Annotated in this window: 21 protein-coding genes and 1 pseudogene; 2 read left to right on the top strand and 20 right to left on the bottom strand. The window is 42.0% G+C overall.

Annotation, left to right across the window (positions count from 1 at the left end):
- Positions 1 to 11: 11 nt before the first annotated feature.
- The 9 genes from mnhG to R7P69_RS06345 all read right to left on the bottom strand — a co-directional run bounded on the left by mnhG (position 12) and on the right by R7P69_RS06345 (position 8,078).
- Positions 12 to 305 carry a monovalent cation/H(+) antiporter subunit G gene (gene mnhG / locus R7P69_RS06385; protein ID WP_238952716.1) on the bottom strand — a complete coding sequence of 98 codons (294 nt, stop codon included), beginning with the start codon at positions 303 to 305 and terminating at the stop codon, positions 12 to 14.
- Complete coding sequence (locus R7P69_RS06380) at positions 305 to 583, bottom strand: cation:proton antiporter (RefSeq protein ID WP_005373317.1); 279 nt, start codon at positions 581 to 583, stop codon at positions 305 to 307. The genes mnhG and R7P69_RS06380 overlap by 1 nt, the downstream gene beginning before the upstream one ends.
- Positions 576 to 1,052: a Na+/H+ antiporter subunit E gene (locus R7P69_RS06375; protein ID WP_005373320.1), complete on the bottom strand. Its 477-nt coding sequence runs from the start codon at positions 1,050 to 1,052 to the stop codon at positions 576 to 578. Before R7P69_RS06375 ends, R7P69_RS06380 begins: the two co-directional genes overlap by 8 nt.
- A complete protein-coding gene (locus R7P69_RS06370) occupies positions 1,049 to 2,545 on the bottom strand; it encodes a Na+/H+ antiporter subunit D (protein WP_053349220.1) in 1,497 nt (498 codons plus the stop codon). Before R7P69_RS06370 ends, R7P69_RS06375 begins: the two co-directional genes overlap by 4 nt.
- On the bottom strand, positions 2,542 to 2,895 hold the full coding sequence (locus tag R7P69_RS06365) for a Na+/H+ antiporter subunit C (protein ID WP_017633704.1): 354 nt from the start codon (positions 2,893 to 2,895) through the stop codon (positions 2,542 to 2,544). The genes R7P69_RS06370 and R7P69_RS06365 overlap by 4 nt, the downstream gene beginning before the upstream one ends.
- Positions 2,895 to 5,564, bottom strand: coding sequence for a hydrogen gas-evolving membrane-bound hydrogenase subunit E (mbhE, locus tag R7P69_RS06360; protein WP_238952717.1), 2,670 nt, complete (start codon positions 5,562 to 5,564; stop codon positions 2,895 to 2,897). The genes R7P69_RS06365 and mbhE overlap by 1 nt, the downstream gene beginning before the upstream one ends.
- A gap of 164 nt (positions 5,565 to 5,728) precedes the next feature.
- Complete coding sequence (locus R7P69_RS06355) at positions 5,729 to 5,920, bottom strand: hypothetical protein (protein WP_005373328.1); 192 nt, start codon at positions 5,918 to 5,920, stop codon at positions 5,729 to 5,731.
- 109 nt (positions 5,921 to 6,029) lie between these two features.
- Positions 6,030 to 6,965, bottom strand: a complete 936-nt coding sequence (locus tag R7P69_RS06350; RefSeq protein WP_005373330.1) for a universal stress protein — start codon at positions 6,963 to 6,965, stop codon at positions 6,030 to 6,032.
- A gap of 393 nt (positions 6,966 to 7,358) precedes the next feature.
- The gene (locus R7P69_RS06345) at positions 7,359 to 8,078 is read right to left on the bottom strand and encodes an SDR family oxidoreductase (protein WP_064354683.1); all 720 of its coding nucleotides are present in this window, start codon (positions 8,076 to 8,078) and stop codon (positions 7,359 to 7,361) included.
- Between the two features lie 135 nt (positions 8,079 to 8,213).
- Here R7P69_RS06345 and R7P69_RS06340 point away from each other — a divergent pair, with 135 nt between their 5' ends.
- Positions 8,214 to 9,122, top strand: coding sequence for a LysR family transcriptional regulator (locus R7P69_RS06340; RefSeq protein WP_158155879.1), 909 nt, complete (start codon positions 8,214 to 8,216; stop codon positions 9,120 to 9,122).
- 90 nt (positions 9,123 to 9,212) lie between these two features.
- Here the strand turns inward: R7P69_RS06340 and R7P69_RS06335 are convergent, their stop codons facing one another.
- Positions 9,213 to 9,986 carry an AraC family transcriptional regulator gene (locus R7P69_RS06335; RefSeq protein WP_017820362.1) on the bottom strand — a complete coding sequence of 258 codons (774 nt, stop codon included), beginning with the start codon at positions 9,984 to 9,986 and terminating at the stop codon, positions 9,213 to 9,215.
- A 99-nt stretch (positions 9,987 to 10,085) separates the two neighbouring features.
- Here R7P69_RS06335 and R7P69_RS06330 point away from each other — a divergent pair, with 99 nt between their 5' ends.
- Positions 10,086 to 11,222, top strand: a complete 1,137-nt coding sequence (locus R7P69_RS06330) for a multidrug effflux MFS transporter (RefSeq protein WP_238952718.1) — start codon at positions 10,086 to 10,088, stop codon at positions 11,220 to 11,222.
- A 114-nt stretch (positions 11,223 to 11,336) separates the two neighbouring features.
- Here R7P69_RS06330 and R7P69_RS06325 read toward each other — a convergent pair whose 3' ends face one another.
- From R7P69_RS06325 to R7P69_RS06280, 10 genes and pseudogenes are all read right to left on the bottom strand, one after another.
- A complete protein-coding gene (locus R7P69_RS06325) occupies positions 11,337 to 11,747 on the bottom strand; it encodes a hypothetical protein (RefSeq protein ID WP_005373341.1) in 411 nt (136 codons plus the stop codon).
- Positions 11,748 to 11,950: 203 nt separating this feature from the next.
- A complete protein-coding gene (locus R7P69_RS06320) occupies positions 11,951 to 12,481 on the bottom strand; it encodes a hypothetical protein (protein ID WP_238952719.1) in 531 nt (176 codons plus the stop codon).
- A gap of 94 nt (positions 12,482 to 12,575) precedes the next feature.
- Positions 12,576 to 13,187: a hypothetical protein gene (locus R7P69_RS06315; RefSeq protein ID WP_053307572.1), complete on the bottom strand. Its 612-nt coding sequence runs from the start codon at positions 13,185 to 13,187 to the stop codon at positions 12,576 to 12,578.
- Positions 13,180 to 15,399, bottom strand: a complete 2,220-nt coding sequence (locus tag R7P69_RS06310) for a hypothetical protein (protein ID WP_238952720.1) — start codon at positions 15,397 to 15,399, stop codon at positions 13,180 to 13,182. The genes R7P69_RS06315 and R7P69_RS06310 overlap by 8 nt, the downstream gene beginning before the upstream one ends.
- A 1,022-nt stretch (positions 15,400 to 16,421) precedes the next feature.
- Positions 16,422 to 16,869: pseudogene (locus R7P69_RS25375) on the bottom strand (DUF4150 domain-containing protein); the annotation flags it as partial.
- A 147-nt stretch (positions 16,870 to 17,016) separates the two neighbouring features.
- On the bottom strand, positions 17,017 to 17,808 hold the full coding sequence (gene icmH, locus R7P69_RS06300) for a type IVB secretion system protein IcmH/DotU (protein ID WP_005373354.1): 792 nt from the start codon (positions 17,806 to 17,808) through the stop codon (positions 17,017 to 17,019).
- Complete coding sequence (gene tssK / locus R7P69_RS06295) at positions 17,805 to 19,130, bottom strand: type VI secretion system baseplate subunit TssK (RefSeq protein WP_005373357.1); 1,326 nt, start codon at positions 19,128 to 19,130, stop codon at positions 17,805 to 17,807. Before tssK ends, icmH begins: the two co-directional genes overlap by 4 nt.
- Positions 19,131 to 19,141: 11 nt before the next feature.
- Positions 19,142 to 19,642: a type VI secretion system lipoprotein TssJ gene (gene tssJ, locus R7P69_RS06290; protein WP_005386118.1), complete on the bottom strand. Its 501-nt coding sequence runs from the start codon at positions 19,640 to 19,642 to the stop codon at positions 19,142 to 19,144.
- The gene (locus R7P69_RS06285) at positions 19,635 to 21,128 is read right to left on the bottom strand and encodes a type VI secretion system-associated FHA domain protein (RefSeq protein WP_238952721.1); all 1,494 of its coding nucleotides are present in this window, start codon (positions 21,126 to 21,128) and stop codon (positions 19,635 to 19,637) included. The genes tssJ and R7P69_RS06285 overlap by 8 nt, the downstream gene beginning before the upstream one ends.
- Before the next feature lie 9 nt (positions 21,129 to 21,137).
- On the bottom strand, positions 21,138 to 21,737 hold the full coding sequence (locus tag R7P69_RS06280) for a hypothetical protein (RefSeq protein ID WP_017633753.1): 600 nt from the start codon (positions 21,735 to 21,737) through the stop codon (positions 21,138 to 21,140).
- Positions 21,738 to 22,134: the final 397 nt, after the last annotated feature.

Below are 22,134 nucleotides of genomic sequence, written 5' to 3'. Positions count from 1 at the left end.
GACGCTAATGGTTAATCATTGCGCCAAATCTTATATCCGACCTCTCGCATTGCTCTGCCGAGCAGGTGGGAGGCGACTGGCGCAGTGAGAACGATAAACAACATCGTACCGATAACCCGAGAGATCACGGTAACTTCAGGGAGTGAGAGAGCGACCGCTAATAACAAGCAGCTCACTCCGACAGTTCCAGCTTTGGTAGCTGCATGCATTCGGGTATACAAATCAGGAAGCCTCAGGACACCTAGACTTGCAACCAAGGTCAACAATGTTCCTAAGCATAAAAATAGTCCAATCAACACGTCCATTATTCTTTCTCCTTTCTTTTAACGATCAAACGTGCAAATGCGATCGTGCCGAGAAATGCAACCAAACCTAATGTAATGGCGATATCTAACAGAGCGTCCTCACCGCTGTCTAAGGTGTAAACCGTAATAAATCCGATAGTGATAAATGAAATCAGATCTAACGCCACCACTCGATCAGCTAGCGTTGGTCCTAGAATTAAACGAGCAAAAGCCATAACAAAGCTGAGTAGTAGCCCAGAATAGGCAAAAGTGACCGTTATTTGCAGCCAACTATCCACGCGTCACCTCCAAAATTCGATGCTCTAACCCATCTTTAATTCCGCGAATAACCTCTTCATGTTCAGGTGCAAACATGGCATGAACGATAAGATACTTTTTATCAGCCGTAACATCCAAACTAAGCGTGCCCGGTGTTAAAGAAACCATGTTCGCCAGTAATGTGATTTCTAGATCAGAATCGACCTCCAGAGGGACATAAACGATATCAGGCTGACTCAAATGAGTAGGTGTCACGACGTCCCACACCACTTTCGCAACCGATATAACCATTTCATAAGCGAAGTACACCAATAACTTCAATGCAGATGCAAAACGTTGAAAATAGCTCGTTTTCAATCCAAATGGTTGACTCAACCTTAAAGCAAAAAAGCCGACCGTAAATCCGACAACAAAATTCAGACTCGAATAGCTGCCATTAAGCATCATCCACGCTAACGCTAAGAAAAAATTGAGGAATAGATAGATCATGCATTTCCTCCTAACACCACTCTGATGTATTCAGTCGGATTTAACAGTTGTTCTGCAGCTTGAACGGAAAATTGATAAAAAGGCTCCGCCACTAAGCCAATGATTAGCGTCAACGTTGTCAATACAATAATTGGAACGCAGTACAACCAATGTACTTTGGCCTGCAGAGTCTGTTCTGGCTTCTCTCTAAATGGCTTTTTCCAAAATGCCTCACTCCAAATTTTCGTCATCGAGTAGACAGTAAGCAACCCCACCAATAACGCGGTACCTGCTAACCAGTAATACTCAGCCTGTATGCTCGACTTGATGACCAATAGCTTTCCCCAGAAACCCGATAGCGGTGGGAAACCGGCCAGAGAAAACGCAGGGACAAGAAACAAGAACGCTAACCAAGGCATAGCTTTGTATACCCCACCCAAATGTTCAAGTTGACTAGAGCCATATTTGCGCTCGATGAATCCACCTATTAAGAACAAATTCGCTTTTACAATGATGTGATGAACAATGTAGAAAATGGCACCGGCTAAAGCTAAGGGAGTGTAAATAGCCAACCCCATGATCATATAGCCTATTTGGCTAATAATATGAAAAGAAAGAATTTTCTTAATGTCGAATTGGCTAGCCGCTCCTAAAACGCCCGTTAACATGGTTAGCCCTGCGACCCAAATTAACGTCGGTTGCCAACCACTCTCGGCGAGCGGAAATACCAAGGTAAAGACTCTTATCAACGCGTATACACCGACTTTAGTAAGCAACGCGGCAAACAGTGCCACCACACCGCTTGGTAACGTGTGATAAGAAGCTGGCAACCAAGCAAATAAAGGAAAGAGTGCCGCTTTAATAGAAAAGGCAAACAAAAATAGCGCGGACAGCATCATGTTGATGCTCAATTCATTTTCCCCTACTTTGGTGTAGAGATCGGCCAAGTTCAAGGTGCCCGTTGCGCCATACAATAAACCGATAGCAAGCAAAAATACCAGCGTCGAAATCAGGTTCAACATCACGTACTTTACTGCACCATCAACTTGAGTTTTCGTTGCATCTAACACCATTAAACCAAATGATGAAATGAGCATGACCTCAAACCAAACATACAGATTAAAAATATCTCCAGTCAGGAAAGCACCATAAACGCCAGCAAGCAACACGTGCATTAACGCATGGTAATTGCTATAGGAGGGCTTTCGGTGAAGGTCCGCCATCGCGTAGAAAACACATATCGCACCAATCACCGCCGTTATCATCACCATAGCAACGCTGAGGTAATCTGCGACAAACACGATACCAAATGGCGCACTCCACTGACCAAAAGCAACGGCTTGAATACCATTACTTATGATGTTTTCTGTGAGAAAGCCCGCAACGAAAAGGTTCGAAATCGCACTTACACCGCTCAACCACTCAACACTTTTTGTTGAGCGACGGACGAAGAAGATAGTCAACGCCGTACTCAGCGAGAGAACAACCGGTAACGTAAGCAAAATCGAACTCATTGACCCTCCTCAGAACGTTGCATTTCATCGACGTTTGCAGTTCCAGTGTCTTTATAAGCTCGATAGAACAGCATTAAAGCAAAAATAAGTAGTCCAAAACCGATGACTATCGCAGTTAAGATAAGCGCTTGAGGTAAAGGATTTGCCGCGCTATCTGGTGGTAAAAGAGCATTATCGCCAATCAATGGCGGCTCTCCGGGCGTCAGCCTTCCAGCGGTAAAAATAGCAAGGTTAACCGCACTACTGAGTAACATGATGCCGAACAAAAGGCGCAAGATATGCTTTTCAAGCATTAAATAAACACCTGCTGCGACAAATACTCCAACGACAACACTCCAGACTATTTCCATCACTCTAGCTCCTCATTAATACGAAGCAGCATACCCATCACGCCACCTATAACGGCAAGGTAAACACCAACATCAAAAACCAATGGCGTCCCTAGTGGTATCACGTCTTTCCACCACAGTCCGGTCAAAAACGGTTTATCAAACGCAAAGCTCAAAGCACCAGAAACTAAGCTCAATGCGATGCCAGATAACGCAATGAGAAACGGTTTGAAATACAACCTAGAACGAACGTATTTCGGTGATTCCGCGAACATGAGAAGTGATAAACCAATAACGGCAATCAACGCACCAATAAAGCCACCACCCGGTTCGTTATGACCACGTAACAACAGATACACTGAAAATACGAGCATGAGTGCCGAAACAATGTGTGCCGTGGTTGCAAAAATTAATGATTGGATACGATTTTGCTTTTTCGCTCTTGTCTTAAGCAAACTCACTGCAGCAATCCCTGCAATAACAACGACAACAACTTCTCCCAATGTATCAAATGCGCGAAAGTCGACCAGAATAACGTTAACAATGTTTCGCCCATGTCCACCCGGGACACTGTTTTCTGCAAAGAAATCTGACACCGAAGAGTCCATCGGCTGAGACGTGATTCCTAACAAAAGTAAAGTAACCGAAACACCTATCACACCTGCTATGCAAATATTCGCTACTTTACGTTTTATTGAATGCTTGGGCACGGTGGTTAGACGTGGCATATGACGCATTAACAATGCAAGAAAGACCACCATTAATGTTTCCACTAACAGTAAAGTCTTCGCAACGTCCGGGGCGCTATAAATCATAAAAACAAGCGTGGTCATGAAGCCAATCATACCAAGCGCAGAAATCGCAAGAAGTCTTGCGTGGGACAACGTACATACGAGCGCAGCACCAATCAACAATAAGGCAATACCAATCTCATAGAAAGTGACACTTGAAAGTTCGCCAACCAAAGGCAGAGGAATAAGCGCTACCTGACTCAGTAACGCAACGGCAAGTACCGTGAAAAATAATAGGACATAGCGACTCAATTTCTTTTGCTGTAACCGCGCCGTTTGCCACTTCGCCACTGTCATCATGCCATCTAATAGTCGTTCAAAAATATTCTCCGCTTTGGGGACGAATAGATGTAGCCGCTGAAAAAATGCAGACACAGTAGGATAAACACGGTACACCACATACCCCAACGCTAGCGTAATAACGCTTAACACTAACGGTACATTCACGCCATGCCATAGTGATGTCTCTTTAAGAGCTGCTGTGGGCAGAATGTCAGCAGAGCCCGGAAAAATAATATTGCGATCTAACCAATTCAAACCGAATAACGGAACTAGGAGGCTGCCAACTGCCAAGAGCAAAGGCGAGATCCACATGGCTTTTTTTGTCTCAACTGGCTTAGTTTCAATCGGCACGAGATCACGGCGAGCAAAGAATGGTCTCGCAATAAGCATAATGGTTAGCGCGACCATCAGTATATTCACGATTAAAAGTATAAAGGCGATCCAGTTATTGAGCTCTACTGCGGACTTGTACATGTATTCTTTGCTCAAAAAGCCTAACAACGGCGGGAACCCCGCTTTAGACAATGCAGCCAAACTCCCCGCAACCATGCTGATGACGAGAACTGACTTCAGGCCGTACAATTGATCAATATCTCGTGTTCCTGTCGCTTTGTCGATATTACCCACCACCATAAACAGCGCAGCTTTATAGAAAGAGTGAGCGAGAATAAACATCAATACTGCACTAACGGCCAAATCTGTGCCCATACCTAGTAATAATGTTAATTTACCCAAAGCAACATTCGTGCTGTAGGCTAGCATCAGCTTCAAGTCAGTTTGTTTTAATGCGACAAATGTGCACCAAATGGCCGTGATACTCCCAGTGATGACTAAAGCATAAAACCAGATCTCGCTGTGGGCATAAACTGGCGATAAACGTGCTAATAGGTAAATGCCTGCCTTTACCATTGTTGCCGAGTGTAAATACGCACTGACCGGAGTGGGAGCTGCCATCGCGTTAGGTAGCCAAAAATGAAACGGGAATTGCGCAGATTTAGTAAATGCACCGAGTAGTATGAGCACTAGAGATGGGATAAACCATTCATGCTGCGCAATAGTGTCTGCCTGCTCGATAATGGTATTTAGCTCATAACTCCCTGCCATTGCTCCCAGCAAGATAAGACCAGCTAGCAACGCTAGTCCACCAGCACCAGTAACAATCAGCGACTGCAAGGCGTTTTTCCGAGACGTTTTATTTTCGTGATTAAACCCGATCAGTAAGTAAGAAGTGATGGTGGTGAGTTCCCAGAAAACAAATAACAACAGAATGTTATCGCTCATCACAATCCCTAGCATGGCAAGCATGAATAGGGTTAGATACAAATGAAAGGAAAACCGGTTATCACTTTCTCGTAAATAAGCCAAAGCGTAGATTTGAATCAGTGCGCCAATCCCACTGATCAGTCCCGCAAAAAGAAATGAAAGACCATCTAATCTAAAGCTAAGGTTGATATCGAGGCTTGGTATCCATTCCGCATTCCAGCTCACGCCTGCAGGAGTATAGATATAGAAGAGAAAAGAGAAGATTAAAACTGGCAGCGCAGGGAAAATCAGTAAGACCAACTGATTATCTAGGTTTTTCGGCAGGTTTTCTTTACCCGTTATGTTATTCAACATCGCAGCCCATTCGTTATTATAAGAAGGTACGCCCTATTCGGCGCAAATGACAAACTCCACTGTATTGTTTTAGCCCAAGCGCTTCAAAAACGATCATGAAACCAAGGGAAAAGTAGCAAACAGTAATCACTGAGTGCTACTTAGAGGAACGCCGATACAAACCGCTATTTGCTGTCTGCTACGGCATAAGAACGTAGGTCACTACTTACGTGTTCTTGGCTGAATGTATATGGATTATCGTCATCAGCTAACTCGAATGCATCGTAGGTGCAGTCACCGATATCATTTCTCGGACAAACATAAACATTCGAACGTTCTATCATTTCTGTGTGGCATTTCGGGCATAGGTTTTTCATGTCACTCTCCTCTGATAACTTATTGATACATTGATAATTCCATGTTCTAGAGATCCATCTCCCTCCTTTACCTAAAACATCACTTAAACCCAACTTTGTTACACCCCAATTACTGAATCGGTGAGACAAAGCCATCGGGCTTAAGAGCGACCAAACTACAGTTAATCGATTGCAAAATATTTTCAGCCGTATTACCAATGACATAGCCAGATATACCAGTTCTCGCTAAGGTTCCCATTACCAGCACGTCTACCTCAATACTCTCTACGTAATCTGGAATCTTTTCGTCGGGTTTTCCATGCAGGTGGTGAATCACAATTTCACCTGTAATCCCAGACTCCTCCAACAGCTGTTGCAGAGCTTGTTTATGATCGGCTTTTGCTTTGTCGAGTTCATGTTTCAACTCAGCATCATCGACTTGAATCCAAGCGTTACCATTAAGGTAGTTTTCTAAGTAATACTCCCAGCAAGAAATCACGTGTAAACGACTATCGCAGGTGTCGGCTATCGAACGCGATAATTCGAGTAAACGCACGGCTAATGAGTGCTGTTCATCGCTTGCCGTTAATGGGTCGATAGCCACAGCAACACGGCGCTTATCTCTTGGCTTATCAATTGGTCGGTGCAACCAAAGCGGACAAGGGCATTTTCGTAACAGAGTCATATCAATAGCTTTGAAACCCTCAGCACCTTCACCGAGCGGTTCAGCTTCTTTGATGATGAGATCTTTGTTATCAGCTAATGCTTCTTGAATAATACAGACAGCGGGCTTTTCACTGCTTTTCACAGTAAGAGGAAATGCGAGATCCTCTTCAGAGAGTCCCAGCTTCTGTCTGTATTCGTGAATACTTTGTTTGAGGGAGTCTTGCAGCGATTGCTCATAACTTTGCTGATACTGGATCATGTCTGTTGGGAAATCAGGACACGCTATTAGCCCTGAGACAGGCACTTTGTTGCTAGATGCAATCCTCATCGCTTGTTCGAGGGCGTCACTATGGCCTGGCAATCCTTGTGTTGCAAAAAGTATGTTTGCGAATCGTTTCATACACACCTCCTTGTTTGGTTAAATATTAACCATCCACAAAGTATAATACCTAACGGATAATTGTAACGGCTTGTGACGTTGATGAAATCAATTCTCATTAAGAGACGGATATTGCTTCATTTTGTTTTACGTCACACTCTCCTTTCTTCACAACTATCGCCTTCGACCTAAATAAATTCCGCTACCTAAAATTGAGACCAAATAAAAACCCAAATTACTCAAAGTTTTTTCTCACCTTGAGTAACTTGGGTATAAGCAATAACACACTTATTGTCCGGATTTAAATGGATGACCTAAATTTTCACGCAACTTAGTTTAAAGATGCCATCTCAATCACGAATCGATATGCAAAGTTTTACGGCTTTAGTGACCTAAAATCGCCGTAACTCAATGTTAAGGTTGTTGTTTTGTCGGTGCCAAAGCAATTTCACGAACACATACACCTTGCGGTTGCTGATAAGCAAACAGCACTGCTCGTGCAATGTCGTCTGCTGCCAACACGCCGCCCATATCCACCTTCCAGGCGTCATAACCATCTTTAATATCTTGAGACGTTGTATGTGAAAGTAATTCCGTTTCCACTGCACCAGGTGCAATCGTCGTAACGCGAACATTCGATGACGCAACTTCTTCACGTACGTTTTCAGAAATAGCATGAACCGCAAATTTGGTACCGCAATAAGCAGCATGATCAGGGAATGTTTTCTTGCCCGCGATAGAGCTGATGTTAATGATCGTACCACTGTTACGTGCTTTCATCGGTGCTAGGACGGACTGCATGCCATTGAGCAAACCAATTACGTTCACATCAAACATGCGCTTCCACTCCGATGCTTCCTGAGTATCTATCTGACCTAGAAGCATAACGCCTGCGTTATTTACAAGTGCATCTACCGGACCATACAACGATTCAGCTTTCTCAATTGCAGCCTCAAAAGAAGCTTTGTCGGTCACATCTACCTTTTCACAAAGCGTATTTGGTAAGTTTAATGCTTCTAAACGTTCTACACGTCTTGCTAACAAAAGAAGAGCATGGCCCTGTTCGCTGAAATGACGTGCAATCGCTTCACCAATGCCTGAACTAGCGCCTGTAATAACAATTAACTTTTTCATTTTGAATCCTTAATAGAACGGTTTACCTCAATGGCGATAAGTTTAAGAAAACTTTGTTTGTTGATATATACCGACCTAGTTGAAACACTGTTGTTATACTGCAACAATACTTTTTTGAATTATGAAGAAGTCATCATGCAAACACACATCAACCTTGCGGATATTCGCTCCTTCGTCCTAATCGCTCAACTAGGAAACTTCACGAAAGCAGCAGAGCAACTTGGCGTTTCTCGCTCACACGTTTCACGTCAAATAACAAATCTGGAGCAACAGATTGGTGTCACTTTGCTACAAAGGACCACTCGAACACTGAACCTCACCGAAGCAGGCAAGGCTCTGTATAAACAGTGTGAAACTGCCCTTCACAATATTGATCAAGCTGTTATGGCAGTGGTTGATGATGTAGAAGACTTAAGAGGTGACATTCGTATCAACTGTGTGGGGGGCTATTTAGGAGAAGACGTTGTCGCAGATATCGTTGCTCAGTTTCTAATCCAACACCCACAAGTGAGCATTAACTTAGATTTTAGTAGCCATCGTGTCGATTTAATCGCGGATGAATTCGATATCGCTTTTCGAATGGGAAAGTTAGACGACTCCAACTTTATCGCTCGCAAACTGATCGATGTGGAAATGGGGACATACGCAAGCCCAAACTATTTAGAAACATATGGCTATCCTTCACATCCAAAGGACTTAGAAAAACACGTTTGTTTGACAGGTAGTGTGACACGGTGGGCATTTGAGAACACGAATACAAAGCAGTCAACGGAACACCAGATACGTGGACAGTTACGATGTAAGAGTGGCAGAGTAATGATAAAAGCAGCCTTGGCGGGAAATGGCATCATCCGTGTGCCAACACTTTATTGCCAACAAGAACTCCAGACAGGCAAGCTAAAAGAAGTGTTTACCGACTGGAGCATTCCGAGTGTGGAATTTTCACTCCTTTATCATCACGACCGACATCAACCAAAACGCATCCGAGCCTTTGTTGATTTTACCACGCAATACTTTCGCAAACTGCAGAGTAAAGACAAGTAACCTGCATGTTGGTACCTGTCTATGTATGTTTTATAGGCTGAGCCTGCGAACCTGGGGTTTGTTCTAGAAAGAGTGTGAGCATTTTGACGCTTAAGGCTTGGTTTTCATAAACGTCAGAGGTGTTTGTCCAGTTTGCTTTTTGAAAAATGCAATAAAAGCACTGTCTGACGAAAACTCCAGCCAATCGGCAACTGCGCTGACTGGCATTCCCGTTGATAACAATTCAACTGCTTTTAAAAGCCTCCACTGTTGCCGCCAATCTTGATAATTCATGCCCGTTTCCGACTTAAATAATCGTGTTACCGTCTTGGTGCTTGCCCCAACTTTGCTTGCAAGAGTAGTAAGCGAAGGAGCTAGAAATGAAGGTTCAACCAACTCTCGACGAAACGTTGTTAAGCGCCGATGCGATGGCAAAGGCAACTGAAACGAATAACGTTTCGCAGCATAAAACTCCTCCCAAAAAAGCGCCGTCGTATTTACCATCTCGCTGCTAGGCTTATCCCACTCCCAAAATGACATTTTATCAATAAGAGCTTGGAGTAAATTATTCACTTCTATCATCGCGATCTTACTCGGACAGGCAAACTCCTCACAATCAAAATACAAAGATCGATACGCCACCACATTCGTCATTAGTGCACGATGCGGCGTATTAGGTGGGATCCAAACCGCCTTTGTCGGTGGCAAAATACAAATCGAGTCTTCCAGAGCAAAACTCATACAACCTTGAGGTGCGTACAATAACTGCCCTTTCTTGTGCATATGCATACCTGAGTCGTGCTTGCCAATATCCGCAGCAATTCCCACTACATAATTAGTAATCTTGTCTGCATCAAATTGTGTTTTTTCGTTAATAAGCGCCATTTTGTCCGAATATTGATGTATTTGGTTTTTATGTTGTTATTAGATCAATCATAGCCTCATTTATACTGCCCGCCAACTTCATTAACGATGGGTAACAATATGAATACTAAGCCCTCTTTATGGCTCATGCTGGTTATGTTGATGTTTCCGCAAATTGTAGAAACCATCTATAGCCCAGCGTTGAGCTCAATCGCTCTATCATTTGATGTAAACCACGCACAAGCAGCCCAAACATTGTCGATTTACTTCCTAGCTTTTGCCATTGGCGTTGTAGTTTGGGGAGTTCTCGCAGATAAACTGGGAAGAAGGCCCACCATGCTTATTGGGCTCTTTATCTATGGTTGCGCATCTTTACTCGCAACTCAAACCGAAAGCTTTGCTGTTGTCATGGCCGCGCGAGCCCTAAGCGCATTTGGTATCGCGGTAGGATCCGTTGTCACACAGACCATGCTTCGTGACGCGTTTGACGGTCAAGAACTGAGTAAAGTCTTTAGCTTAATGGGGATGGGTATATCAATCAGCCCGGTAGTTGGCATGCTATTAGGCGGGCAGCTTACAGCGCTTGGTGGATACCGTTATGTGTTTTTTGCCTTGTTTTTAATCGCGTTAGTATTGCTCGCTTATAACGTTATTAAGCTTCCTGAAACACAGAAGGAACAGACACCAGTACGGTTGCATCAACTTAGCTGGGAAATGGTAAGAGACGCGCGAATTTGGCGCTCAGGATTATTGGTTGCTTTGTATAACATTGCTCTATTTTCTTATTACCAGCTTGGCGCATTTACTTTCTCAGCACTTGGGTATAACTCCGAACAATTTGGATACAGTGGCATGGTACTGGGGTTAGGCACTCTGCTTGGGAGTTATTTAAACAAATCCCTAGTGTCTAAAAATGTTCGAAAAAGCCAACTACTTTGGCTCTCAGCAGTATTGCTTAGTTTGGGATCAGTCGGTGTGTTGATTCTGAGCCAATCAATCTGGTTTGTTGCTCCAATGGTGTTAGTCGTCATGTCTTATGGGATTGCGATACCCAACATACTCAGTGACGCACTCGTTGATTATAAACAACAGGTAGGTAGCGCAGGCGCTTTATTTGGGCTCATGTACTACATCATGATCGGGACGGGATTAGCGATGGCTGGAACAGCACAAAACTTAGGTGTCGTTCTATTAGTATGTAGCTGTTTAGCGATTTTATTAACGTTTTCTAAAAGGCAAGTTCATACCAACTTGTGACCAGATACTACGCATTGCTTGCCTAATCTTCCGAAGATTGGTCTACATCTTTTCTAACGGTTAACTAAAACGTAAATAAAAAGCGCCTGTCGGCGCTTTAATTATCCATAGATCTTATTGCCATGTTGGCTCGCCAAACTCTTCACAACGTTGCTTGTCGTAATTTTCAATGCGCCCGCGTTTACCTACAAACTGAACCTGAACAACCATTCCAGCTTCAACATATTCACTGAAATAATCGCAAGAAACACGAAAACTAGTATCGCGTATCACAATTGGTACCCATTCATAGCCGCCGCTGCGTGGTAAGTAAGACTTGAAGGTAATGACCCCGTCATCTGAAACGTTGATTTCTTCATCATATTCATTCAACTTATAAAAACGTTGTCCATCAAACTCTGTCTTTGCTTTTTCAATTATTTCCTTCGTTGCTGTCGATTGCATCGGCGTATTTGAGACCAGTTGACACCCAACAACAGATGTCAATACGGACAAAGCCAAAGCGAGTTTAGTTATTTTATTCATTTACCTAACCACTGTTGAATTATTCAACACTTACCATTTTAAAAGGAGGGAGACCATACTTTATTTTAAAGAAAATAAAAAGCGCCTTTCGGCGCTTTTTATCTGAACATTTCTTATCCAAACGTCTCGAGTAGATTTTCTAGAAAAGCTAACTTTTTATTACAATGAATTTTATTTAGGCTCTCACCGGAATCTATTGCTATTTAACCCCAAGCTTCAAACTCATTAGGCTTTACGTGTTTTATTTTTAATCTAACGTTGGGATCCAGAGCTGTATCAGTTCCCAATTCACAGTAGTACTCAACAGCATTTTCATCTTCAATCATGTCAACGAAGCTAGCAACGACACTCAACCGTCCACCACCTCTAGTCAATGAAAAGTACGCATTCTTGTTTTCATTTACTTCAAATTTCAAAGGAATGAATTCAGGTTCTTCAAGAGAAATATCTATCCATTTATAGTTATCTAAACTCTTCCCCTTTCGTGGGGCATAAACTGTTTTCAACCCATTTTCGTCAACAACGAAGTACATCGAATTCTCGGCTTGATTAAAACAAGCTTTCAAGCCACCGTCTTTATTTTCCAAATTACATGTAAATACAACAGGGTCTTGTTCGCAGTCTGCATTTACAAAAAATGGTAACGGAAAAATAAATAAAAACCCCACTACCTTAATAAATTTACAAACCATATTAAACTTAAGTTTATCGACTGAATTTAAAAATAAAAACAATACTGAGCCTTGTCAAAATAGAGAACGCGAACATACATCGGACATTCCAAAAAATGAAACATTCATCAACAACTACTCTAGTCTTCTATACTGTTCATAAGTTAATGTCGATCGTCATATCTTGTACAGATTTATATAAATTGTTAACTATAAAATCAGAGAGTGCTCTTCTATCATAACTTTCCAAATTAATAATACTCTCTGGAGATTGCACATTGACTTTATATATCGTTTTTTTTCCTTCTCTTTTATCAAAACTCTCTTCGAGATATAAAACATCGGTTAGAACAATTTTATTATTTTTGTAAGAATAAACCAAAATAAAACTATAATTAGAATTATCTTCCTGTGTTGTTGTTAATATAATATTGTTTCCAACATTTTGGTCGACTGAATAACCCAGTTTCTTTACTAGAGTATTTGATATAATCAATTTATAATTAATATCATCTTCTAAAATATCAGGATAATTACTCTCATTGCCTGAAATCGTTGATATTTGATTATCACCAAGCAATATATCTTGACCTAAAAAACGTTGCTCAGATTTTGAAAAGTAATAATCTCCATCAATTTTATTTACCTCAATTTCAACTTTTTTATTTTTAAGATCTATTAAAAATAAATCTTCAACTTGAGAAAAAGAACTAAAGCTAAATAAAGCTGAGGATATAAATACGATCAACCTTACTAAAAATTTATTCATTACATAAAACCTCATATATATCCAAAAAATACTTTGTTCTTTTTTCTTTGTCAGAACGTGGAAGGCGTGAGTTAACAACATTAGTGATACTATTTGTACTAGCTATAGTTCCGGACACTTTCTCATTCAAATTATTAACATCCCAAAAGCCAAGAGCAGCTAAAAAACCTTCTTTGGTTTTCAAAACCGAGTAAGGGTCATCTGAAATATTAAAACTCAAGTCTTGAATTTTATTTTCCAATCTAGTTTGAACAGCGTCATAGTTATATTTCCAAGTTAACTGTATAAACCCCTTCCCCTTATACCTCAATCCAGAAACGTCCCCTCCCTTGACGAGTACAAAATGGCCATCTGGTGAGTCACAAGAATAAACACGTTTCGCTATCTCATCTTCCTGAGGAAGCTGGCTATAATAATAGCTTCTTCTTCTCACATACTTTTTCTTATCCGCCTGTGAAAGTGCTTTGTATTCACTTTCATCAATTCGTATATAGCCAAGACTAACTGCTTCTTCAGGGTATTTATTGAAGTAACGCTTAAACATTTCTTTTAACCTATCGACAGAATACCATAAGTCCTCTTCATTACCTTCTAGTTTCGAACCAACTTCAGCTCTTATCTGAGCAAAAAATTGTGCTGCTCGTTCATTGGTATTTATTTCAAAGCTACTAGCATATTTATTAAATAAGTCACGCACTTCTTCTCTTTTACTGAGGGAAGAATCTGGAAACATCAGATTCATTTGCTTTTGAGTCACGTAGTAACCCGAAACAAAAGAATTAACAAAAGGCCAATAATGCCAAAGGCTCTTATCATCGCTTAGTTGCAAATCACCTTGTAAATCTTGCATCCATGAGAACTTATCTGCTCTTTCCAGTTCGAATTGCGAGAAAAGATCAAAGCTATCCATCACTTGATCGCGCCATGGGGAGTTACGGTAGTCCTCTATAGTCACAAAACCAGCGGAGCACTTAATATCTAGAGCTTCCTTTGCGGTCTGATGGATTGATTCATAAAGACTTTGTGACGACTCTGTATGCCAATCTGTAGGATGTTTCACAATAAATCGCTGAAAGTGTTTACGCTTACCGTCTAAGTATACTTTGGCATCGCGAGCAGTGAACGAGGAGAAGTCCGTTACTTGATCTTCTGTCACAGATTCAAGTAATTGCTGAATAAACGAATTACTCATATCAACGGCACCGCTACTATCGGCCCCATCGAGAACAACAAGTGGATTTTCTTCCGCATTTTTGGGAGAAATCTGTTTTTTGAAAAATTCGGGCGGCTCCTCAAAAGAGAACATCTCGATATGCACACGATTATCTTCTTTCTTAGTTCCAATTGCATCGTTACTGTACTCATGCAGTCCCATGTAACCGATATCTTCCCCAGCTGAAACCTTTATCCCCTCTCTAAATAGGAGTGGGAGTAAAGAAACCACACTACCGTCCCTAATCATTGCCGCCTTGTCCGACATCCATTTAGGTTCTGAAACTGGTTCTGATAGGACAGCAGAGGAATCTTCTAAAATGTCAAAGTCACTATTGAGACCCGAAGCAAACCAAACAATCTTGTTTAACAGTGCTTTTTCGCTACCACTTGCCGATTTACCATTCTCTACCACACGGCACTTTATCATTTTGTAGGTATTTTTGTCGATCTGGTATGGATGGGTCTCCTTCTCTTCTGCATACAGGTATTCAAGTAATGTTCCTTTAGACATCGACTGTTTTTCTTCACCAGAATTAGTAGGCACATCACTATGTTTGAAAGTGCGTACATTTCTCGCTTCTTGTAAACGGTAACGCGTGGTTATAGATGAATTGGCGCCAATATCTGAAGGTGGCGCAAGGTGCATATAAAGTGTATAGAACTTAAATACATCTTCATTATCTTCGGGGTTTACAGCCTCATGCTCGATAAGCACAAAGTTATTACTATACTTAAACTCTTGCTCTTGGTACGTTGATGTTAGGTAATCAGGATTTATGCGAAATGCCACTATTTTTCCATCAAGCATCGCTTGAATAGGTCTGAGCCCTTTCCCCCACGGTAACATTTTTGATGTTAAGTGAATGCCACTATGCCAACCGTACCCTTGTCCTATTAAATAACGACCGCTCTTAGCTTGATCAAACAATTTCGTAAAATCACTGAGCGTGTAGTAAGCGTCACCTTCTCGTTGCGCTATCGGAAAAACTGCATCCATGATTTAAATGTCCTAGTCAGAAAAGTTATCGTCAAAAGTGACAAATGATGGGCGGTTCAAGTTGTTTGACTTCGTGTACACCACCGCATTAACCCTACCTAAATTAGTAGCAAAGCTAGATTGGCTCGCTATGTTAACGGTACTCCCAAGGGCCATTGCCGATATAGAAATTAGGGTGTCATTTTTGGTTTCGAAAATTTGGCTAATGACGTCAGGAAGTGCTTTTTTGAAGTGGTTAAGTGCTTTTTTATAACCGTTTATACCCTCTTCAACAGAACTCAACGATCTTGCAGAAGCTTGGCTTTGTATGAAATCTAAACGACCGATGATTTCACTGTTTAGCTCATCGATGTATGAACAGATTTGATTGTTTATCAACGTCCATAAAACAAACTGCAAATACTTCACAGTATTTCCAGTCCCTAAAAAGCGAAGCTTCGCTAATAATTCATAGGGAGGCTCAAACACATCAGCTTGATATAAGACTCTCAATATATCGCCATTTTCGTGCACTTGCTCCAAGAGCAGTTCAACTAAAGGTTCATATTTCTCTAGCGCAGTAGTATCAGTTTGGATGTGATAAAGTGCCGAAACATAAGCATCAGAAAAATCTTTAGAGTGATTTTGACTAATCGCATAAGGAGACGATATACGGCTTTGCTCTAACACAATGTCTTTAAAGTCATCATCACTGAAGGATGGGGACATCAATATCCCCCAGTCATTAGCAACCCCAACACGATCTTCCCAAAATGGCGAGCGGCGGCCTGCGACAAACGTACAAAAATCATTCGGATCAGGGTAAGTTTCCGTCACAATATTTTCAGCTAAAGATTGGTTCGGCGTATAAGAGTCTTGAGTTTCGCTGAGCACTAACTTGCATTCTTTTAGAGCGAGACCATTAACAGATGCTTTTCCGCTAGAGTCCAGCACTCCACTCCCAATGACAGCACCTGAAGGTTCGACTAAAGAAAATTGTGCATTAGAGTAAGGGAGCCCATTTGGATATTTGCATTCTATATCCAGCGTATACGTCCCTTCCTGCTCTTCCGTAACAGAAACCGATGGGTTTTGTGCCCCACCCAAACACATGGTGTTGGCTTTGTTCATGGTCATTTGATCGGACAGGCGACATACGCCCTTACCTTCAAATTTAACCGTTGGTGAGGCTGAAATGAATTTTGCTTCAGCTTCTATCGTGCCAGAGGAAACGCCTTTTCTGTCACCGCCCGCATCGCCGGTACTTTTTGAGAACGTACTGCCCTTGATTGCGACACTGTTACCGCCATCCATAGAGACTGTCGTAGTCCCACCAGCAAGGTCTGCTGATTTAGCATTGTTGCCATAAGGGATAGGGACGACTGGCTTGCCGACCTTAGTTAAACAAACATCTGGGAGCGTTGCATTCGCTTCACCACCTGAGCCTTTATGAACTATCGAAAGTCCATTCGCACCAACTGTTACGCCCATAACCAATCCATTTGAATTTTATTGATTGAATGATAAAAGAGATCGCAAACTGCAATCTCTCTAAATAACTAGTGAATTTCACTAAAAGACCAGTGATATTCACAATAAGCCCTAAAACTGGCAGAAGATCTCATTTTAGATCTCTGGTTATCTATACATTTCAAGCAGTTGCTGAAATTTTAAGTCTATGACGATGTAGGTTGCCGCATACATAAGCGCAAACGTCATCGCACTAAGACTCAAGATCAGCTTGGGTGAAATTACCCTTTTCAACGGCTTCTTTAGATATTTAGCTTTAAGGTTGATTAAAGAAACTTTTTCTTGTTCTGCTAGGCGGTCATCTCGCACTAATCGATAAATGGTGCTGCCAATTTCCGCTAACTTTTCGTTGCCACGCTCTTCACGGCCGTACTTGCCTTGGAAACCAAGTTGAAGCAATAAATAGAGAAACTCTATAACGTGACGGTATTTGCGAGGGTCGGCTTTTAAGCGGTCGAGAATAACGAAAAACTTGTCACCACCAGATGTTTCGTTGTGGAACTCAGACAGTAAGCTGTTCTGGCTCCAGTGACTATTTGCCCCCCACTCTTGTCGACAAACAGATTCATCAATCGCCGCACACAAGCAGTAACGAATAACAAGAACCGAAGCACGATCGAGCTCCATTTCATTAAGTTTTCGTTCACCTTTTCGAATCTCACGTGCCACTTGTTCACGAAATGGCATCGGGTCATCAAGCCAAGGGATCGAAGACATACAAGACAGACTGGCGATCAACCATGAGAACTGGTCCACTAGCGGGTTAATACCCATGTTGTCGATAGATAGATCTTGTACTGCGATGTTTCTCGATAAGTCAGGCGCTGGCATTACCTCCATTGGTTTGCCAGGCTCTGGTTGGAATAAGACTACGGTGACGTCGGTTTCTGCGTAACTCATAGACGAACGGCCCAAAGTTGCAATGATAAGTTAGCGAAATCGCCCGCAACGTGAATCGCAATCGCAGCAGTGTTCTTCAATGCCATCCACTCTTCGCCCGTTTTATCGAGCTCGAAATAGGTGTAGCCAGCGTGATACGGCAGCGCGCGTGGCACAACTGGCATTGGTTTGATCTCAATCCCAGGCAGTTGAAGGTTAATCAAGTCACGTATGTTATCGATAGAACCGATCTTCGTTTGGCTGACAAACTGGGTATGCAGAACATCCAAGGTCACGTCGGCTTTAACCGCGAGGATAAAGGTTGTCGTATCAATGATCTTATTGTCAGGGATTGCTGCCGTTCTGATGCCATAGTTCTGATCTTTTAAGGTCAGTGGAATTGCTCTTTGCTCAGACATCACGCTCAATGTCATTTTCGCACTGTCTAGGACGCGAGAAAGACAGCTAGTAAGATCACCATGATTGTACTTCGTAAACTCAATAGGTCGGCGTGTCGTTGAGCACAGCGTCGAAAGCTCACCCTCTGCCTGAAGAAGAATTCGATACAAAGACTCAGGATGCACAGCTTCTGTGCTTGCGAAATGCCAAAACAAGGGTTCGTATCGGTTGAGCGCTTGCAATAGCATAAAGTCAGAAACCGATGATACGCCTTGTTGATCCACCACCCCTAATCGCTGAACTATCGATTCCGCGCGATGCTTCAACATAGAAGCAAACTCGGTCGCAAATTTACTCAGTACTGTCGACGCATGAATATCGATGCAGGTAGGAATGAAACTATCATCTAAGATCACGCTGCCATCAGGCTTCACTTCTGAGATCTTTAAGATCGGAATAGACGTGTAAGCACTCTTATCTTCATGATCGTACATTAAGCAAAAGTTAAGCTTACCGACGACGATATTTGCCATGTCTTCCGAATCATAACAAGCGTCAACCGCTTCTTGAGATTCCATCGTATAGCGCGCACCGTCTTTTTTGGTACCAAATAACTCAGAACGTTCCGATGGTAACGGACAGCACAAATAAACGACTTTATCGGCAATCGAAGGATCTACATCTTTCACTTCAGGCAGCTCAGCAAGCAACGGAAGCTCAAATGGTGTCCGGTCTTGTAAAATACCTTCAGCACGAGTAATACCGATTTTACCCAGTGCTAGTAACTGAGAGTTGATTTCTAAACGTTTAATTCCCCAATGCAAAGGCGATGCATTGGCACTCAGTAGGCTCGATAGTTTACTTTGCGAACGATCGAGTTGTTGAAAATGCTGCGGCTTCATGAACATTCCATCTTGCCAAACAACTGGATTGTATAAAGACATGTTTCTATCCCTTAAAAGTAAACCTGTTCAATGCCGCGAGTGTTATCAGAAATTAACTCACTGCCCTCTAACTTGAGCTTGATGTAGTACTCGCTCTTCTCTTCAATAACTTCCACTTTTCGCCAAGACGAACCATCAATATCACGAAAAGCCACTGAAAAACCGACGGCACGAGTGTCAGGGTCTAGAGTTAGCATTTCATGAACTTTTCCACCTGGCTGTATTTGATATTCGTAACGTTTGATGTACTCATCACCCAACGACGCTTTATCGCTCTCAAACAAGGCAAAGAAATCTAAGCTTCGGAACAATACTGGCGAACTTAATTCGTGAAGACGGAGAATAACTGGAGATGACTGGCCCCCATTTCTCACATTGAGTACAGGTGATGCCTCAATAACCAATTCAATCGACGAAGTTTCTGGTGTGATACCAGTGGACTCTTTAAATTGATCCCACATGGAACAACCGGACAACATGGCAAATCCGAGTAATACGGCGATACTACGCATGGTTTCCCTTAATCACTTTGTTATAGTTTTTCTTAATCAGCCCTTTTAAGGATGTTTCATTAAGCAGGCGACGATTATTAGTGTAGAAATCTAGGTATTCGGCCCACAGCTTTGACTTAGTTGAGAACAAAGACTGGCTAGCGACCCTGTTAGCAAATGCTACGGGATCGTTCGTTTCTGACTGTTCTAAAATGAGCTCATTCAGTGCTTTGTTAAACATAACTTGGTGGTCGTTCAGCTCATCGAGCATTTGTTCAACCAGTTCATTTGGAGCCAGTAATTGCTGACTATTCAAAGTAAGCATTAGCTCTGCGATGTTCGAGTTAGCCTCACTCGCACTCTGCTCATCTTTTAACGATTCCACTTCGTGCAACTCTTTCTGTAGGTTATCAATACATAAACGCAAGCAAGTGCCCATTTGCTTGAATAACTGCGCCTCGTTTGTCATCAACTCTGGATTTCGAATACCCAAACCATCAAAAAACGCTTGCGCTATATCTTGAGAGCAAACGGCCGCATCAGTATCGACTTGTGCTTTCGTCGTGGTGTTTATCGCATGCTGTGCCGTAGGTATTTGAAGTTGCTGATTAGTGTTAGGAGAAGGCGTAAAAGATTGGGTCATCTCTTCCCATTTTGACCCTGTGTTAGCCTGTTCTACGACCATCTCAGTAACATTAGGCGTACGATGTTGTCTTTGAATCGCGCTATCTGGGGCTACTGTGCCAGGTTGCATCACCTCAGCTGAGGCAATATCGGCTCTATGTGGCTTACCGCTTTCTGGCGCTAATGCGTCATTGACTGATGCGTTACTCTTGGTTTCCGCAGCCATCCAGTCTTCAGGGATTAGGCTTGGTTGATCAAATTCGGAATATATACTGAAACTGTCATCGACCACCTGACGCGTGCTTTCCACGGTTCTAGGTTGTTCAGATTCTGTACGCTCATTATCACGAATTAAGTAATCGTCATCTCGCTGCATCGAAAAGTTAAGGTGAGCAACAGGATCATGACAATCAATGTCATCCTGTTTAGTCTCCATAAACAAATCTTCTAAGGCACCGACTTTTTCTTCCTCTTCGACAACAGCATCTCCTAGACTAACCAGAGGATCGCTAGATACTCGCTCAGGAGCAATATCAGCGGCGATGTCTAGTGTTGAGGTAACGTGCTCAAGAGAAACACCAATCTCATATTGCCCTAAAGAAATGATGTCGCCATCAACTATCGCAACGGGTTGATTTTTTAGTATTTTATTCCCATTTACCATTGTGCCGTTAGTTGATACGTCACTTATATAGTAGGTATCTCCATACACGCTGAGCAAACAATGAGTGCCCGAGATAAAGCGGTTGTGATCGGCTAAAGACACGCTACAGCTTGGGGAACGACCTATCGAACCACCACTTTCAGGCATTTCAATATGCTTTGCACCGGTGTATTCCTCTGGACACTTTGAGATAAATAAAACTAGCTGATTTGAGTACATTTACGAACCTCAAAAGAGCAAAGAAACTGATAGTTCAAGCCCACCAATTCCATCATTTACAACCGGAAGGATATAAGAGGCCTGCGGGATAATTTGTATATGGGCGTCAGGATTACTGCCTAACTTTATAGCAGTACCAAGGGTCACAACCGCACCTAACTCAAACTGGTCGATGTCTTCAACACTCTCATAACGATAGCCCTCTTGGTCTACTTGCCAGCGATTAGAATATTGCGAGTAACCGACAGACAAGCCCGCACCAACGTATGGCGTGAAAACACTCCAAGAAGTCAACGCATATTGAGGAACAACACGAAGTTCATAGTTCGTCGCTTCTTGATATAAGCCGTTTGCTGGCGCTTCAATATCTTCTGCTAGATAGTTTAGCCCTAACCACCAACGCCAACGGTTATTGTTTTCATCAATAGGACGAGTATGAACCAAGCCGAACCTAAGCGTATCCTGCTCACCACTTTTACCTTCATCGTATTTAATGCTATCGATAGTCAACATACTGGTAGAGAGTCCATATCGCTCCCCTTTTGCCATTGCAACAGAAGAAAATAGACACATGGCTGAAATCAGCCCAATTTGACTTGGTTTTAGCATTTCGTCCCTCTAGGAAAACCGATATTCTACTTAGAGGCGAAAGATATCAATTATATTCTCTTTTTCAATAAGCCTAAAAAAACACCTATAATTTAATACATTTCAACTATCAGGTTGGTTGTTTTACCTACAAACAAAAACTAAAGAACCGACTACAGATTAAGTGACGAGACAGTAAATCTTTCTATTTAAATAGAAGTAACAGAATTTGATTGCTAATTGAACAAAACGTAATCTCCGATAACAATTTAGTTACTTTTTAATCAACGTTCTTATCTTCATATATAAGTTTCTTCTTATAAATAGACTTAACTATTGATATTAATATTATGAACAAAGATCACACTAAAAGTAATTTAATTTCTTTTAATGAATTTTTATTATCTAATCCGCTTAT

This window comes from Vibrio sp. 661, assembly GCF_033339315.1.
Classification (GTDB): domain Bacteria; phylum Pseudomonadota; class Gammaproteobacteria; order Enterobacterales; family Vibrionaceae; genus Vibrio; species Vibrio alginolyticus.
Note: the sequence above shows the minus strand (reverse complement) of the source record. Positions and strands in the feature narration are given on the sequence as shown.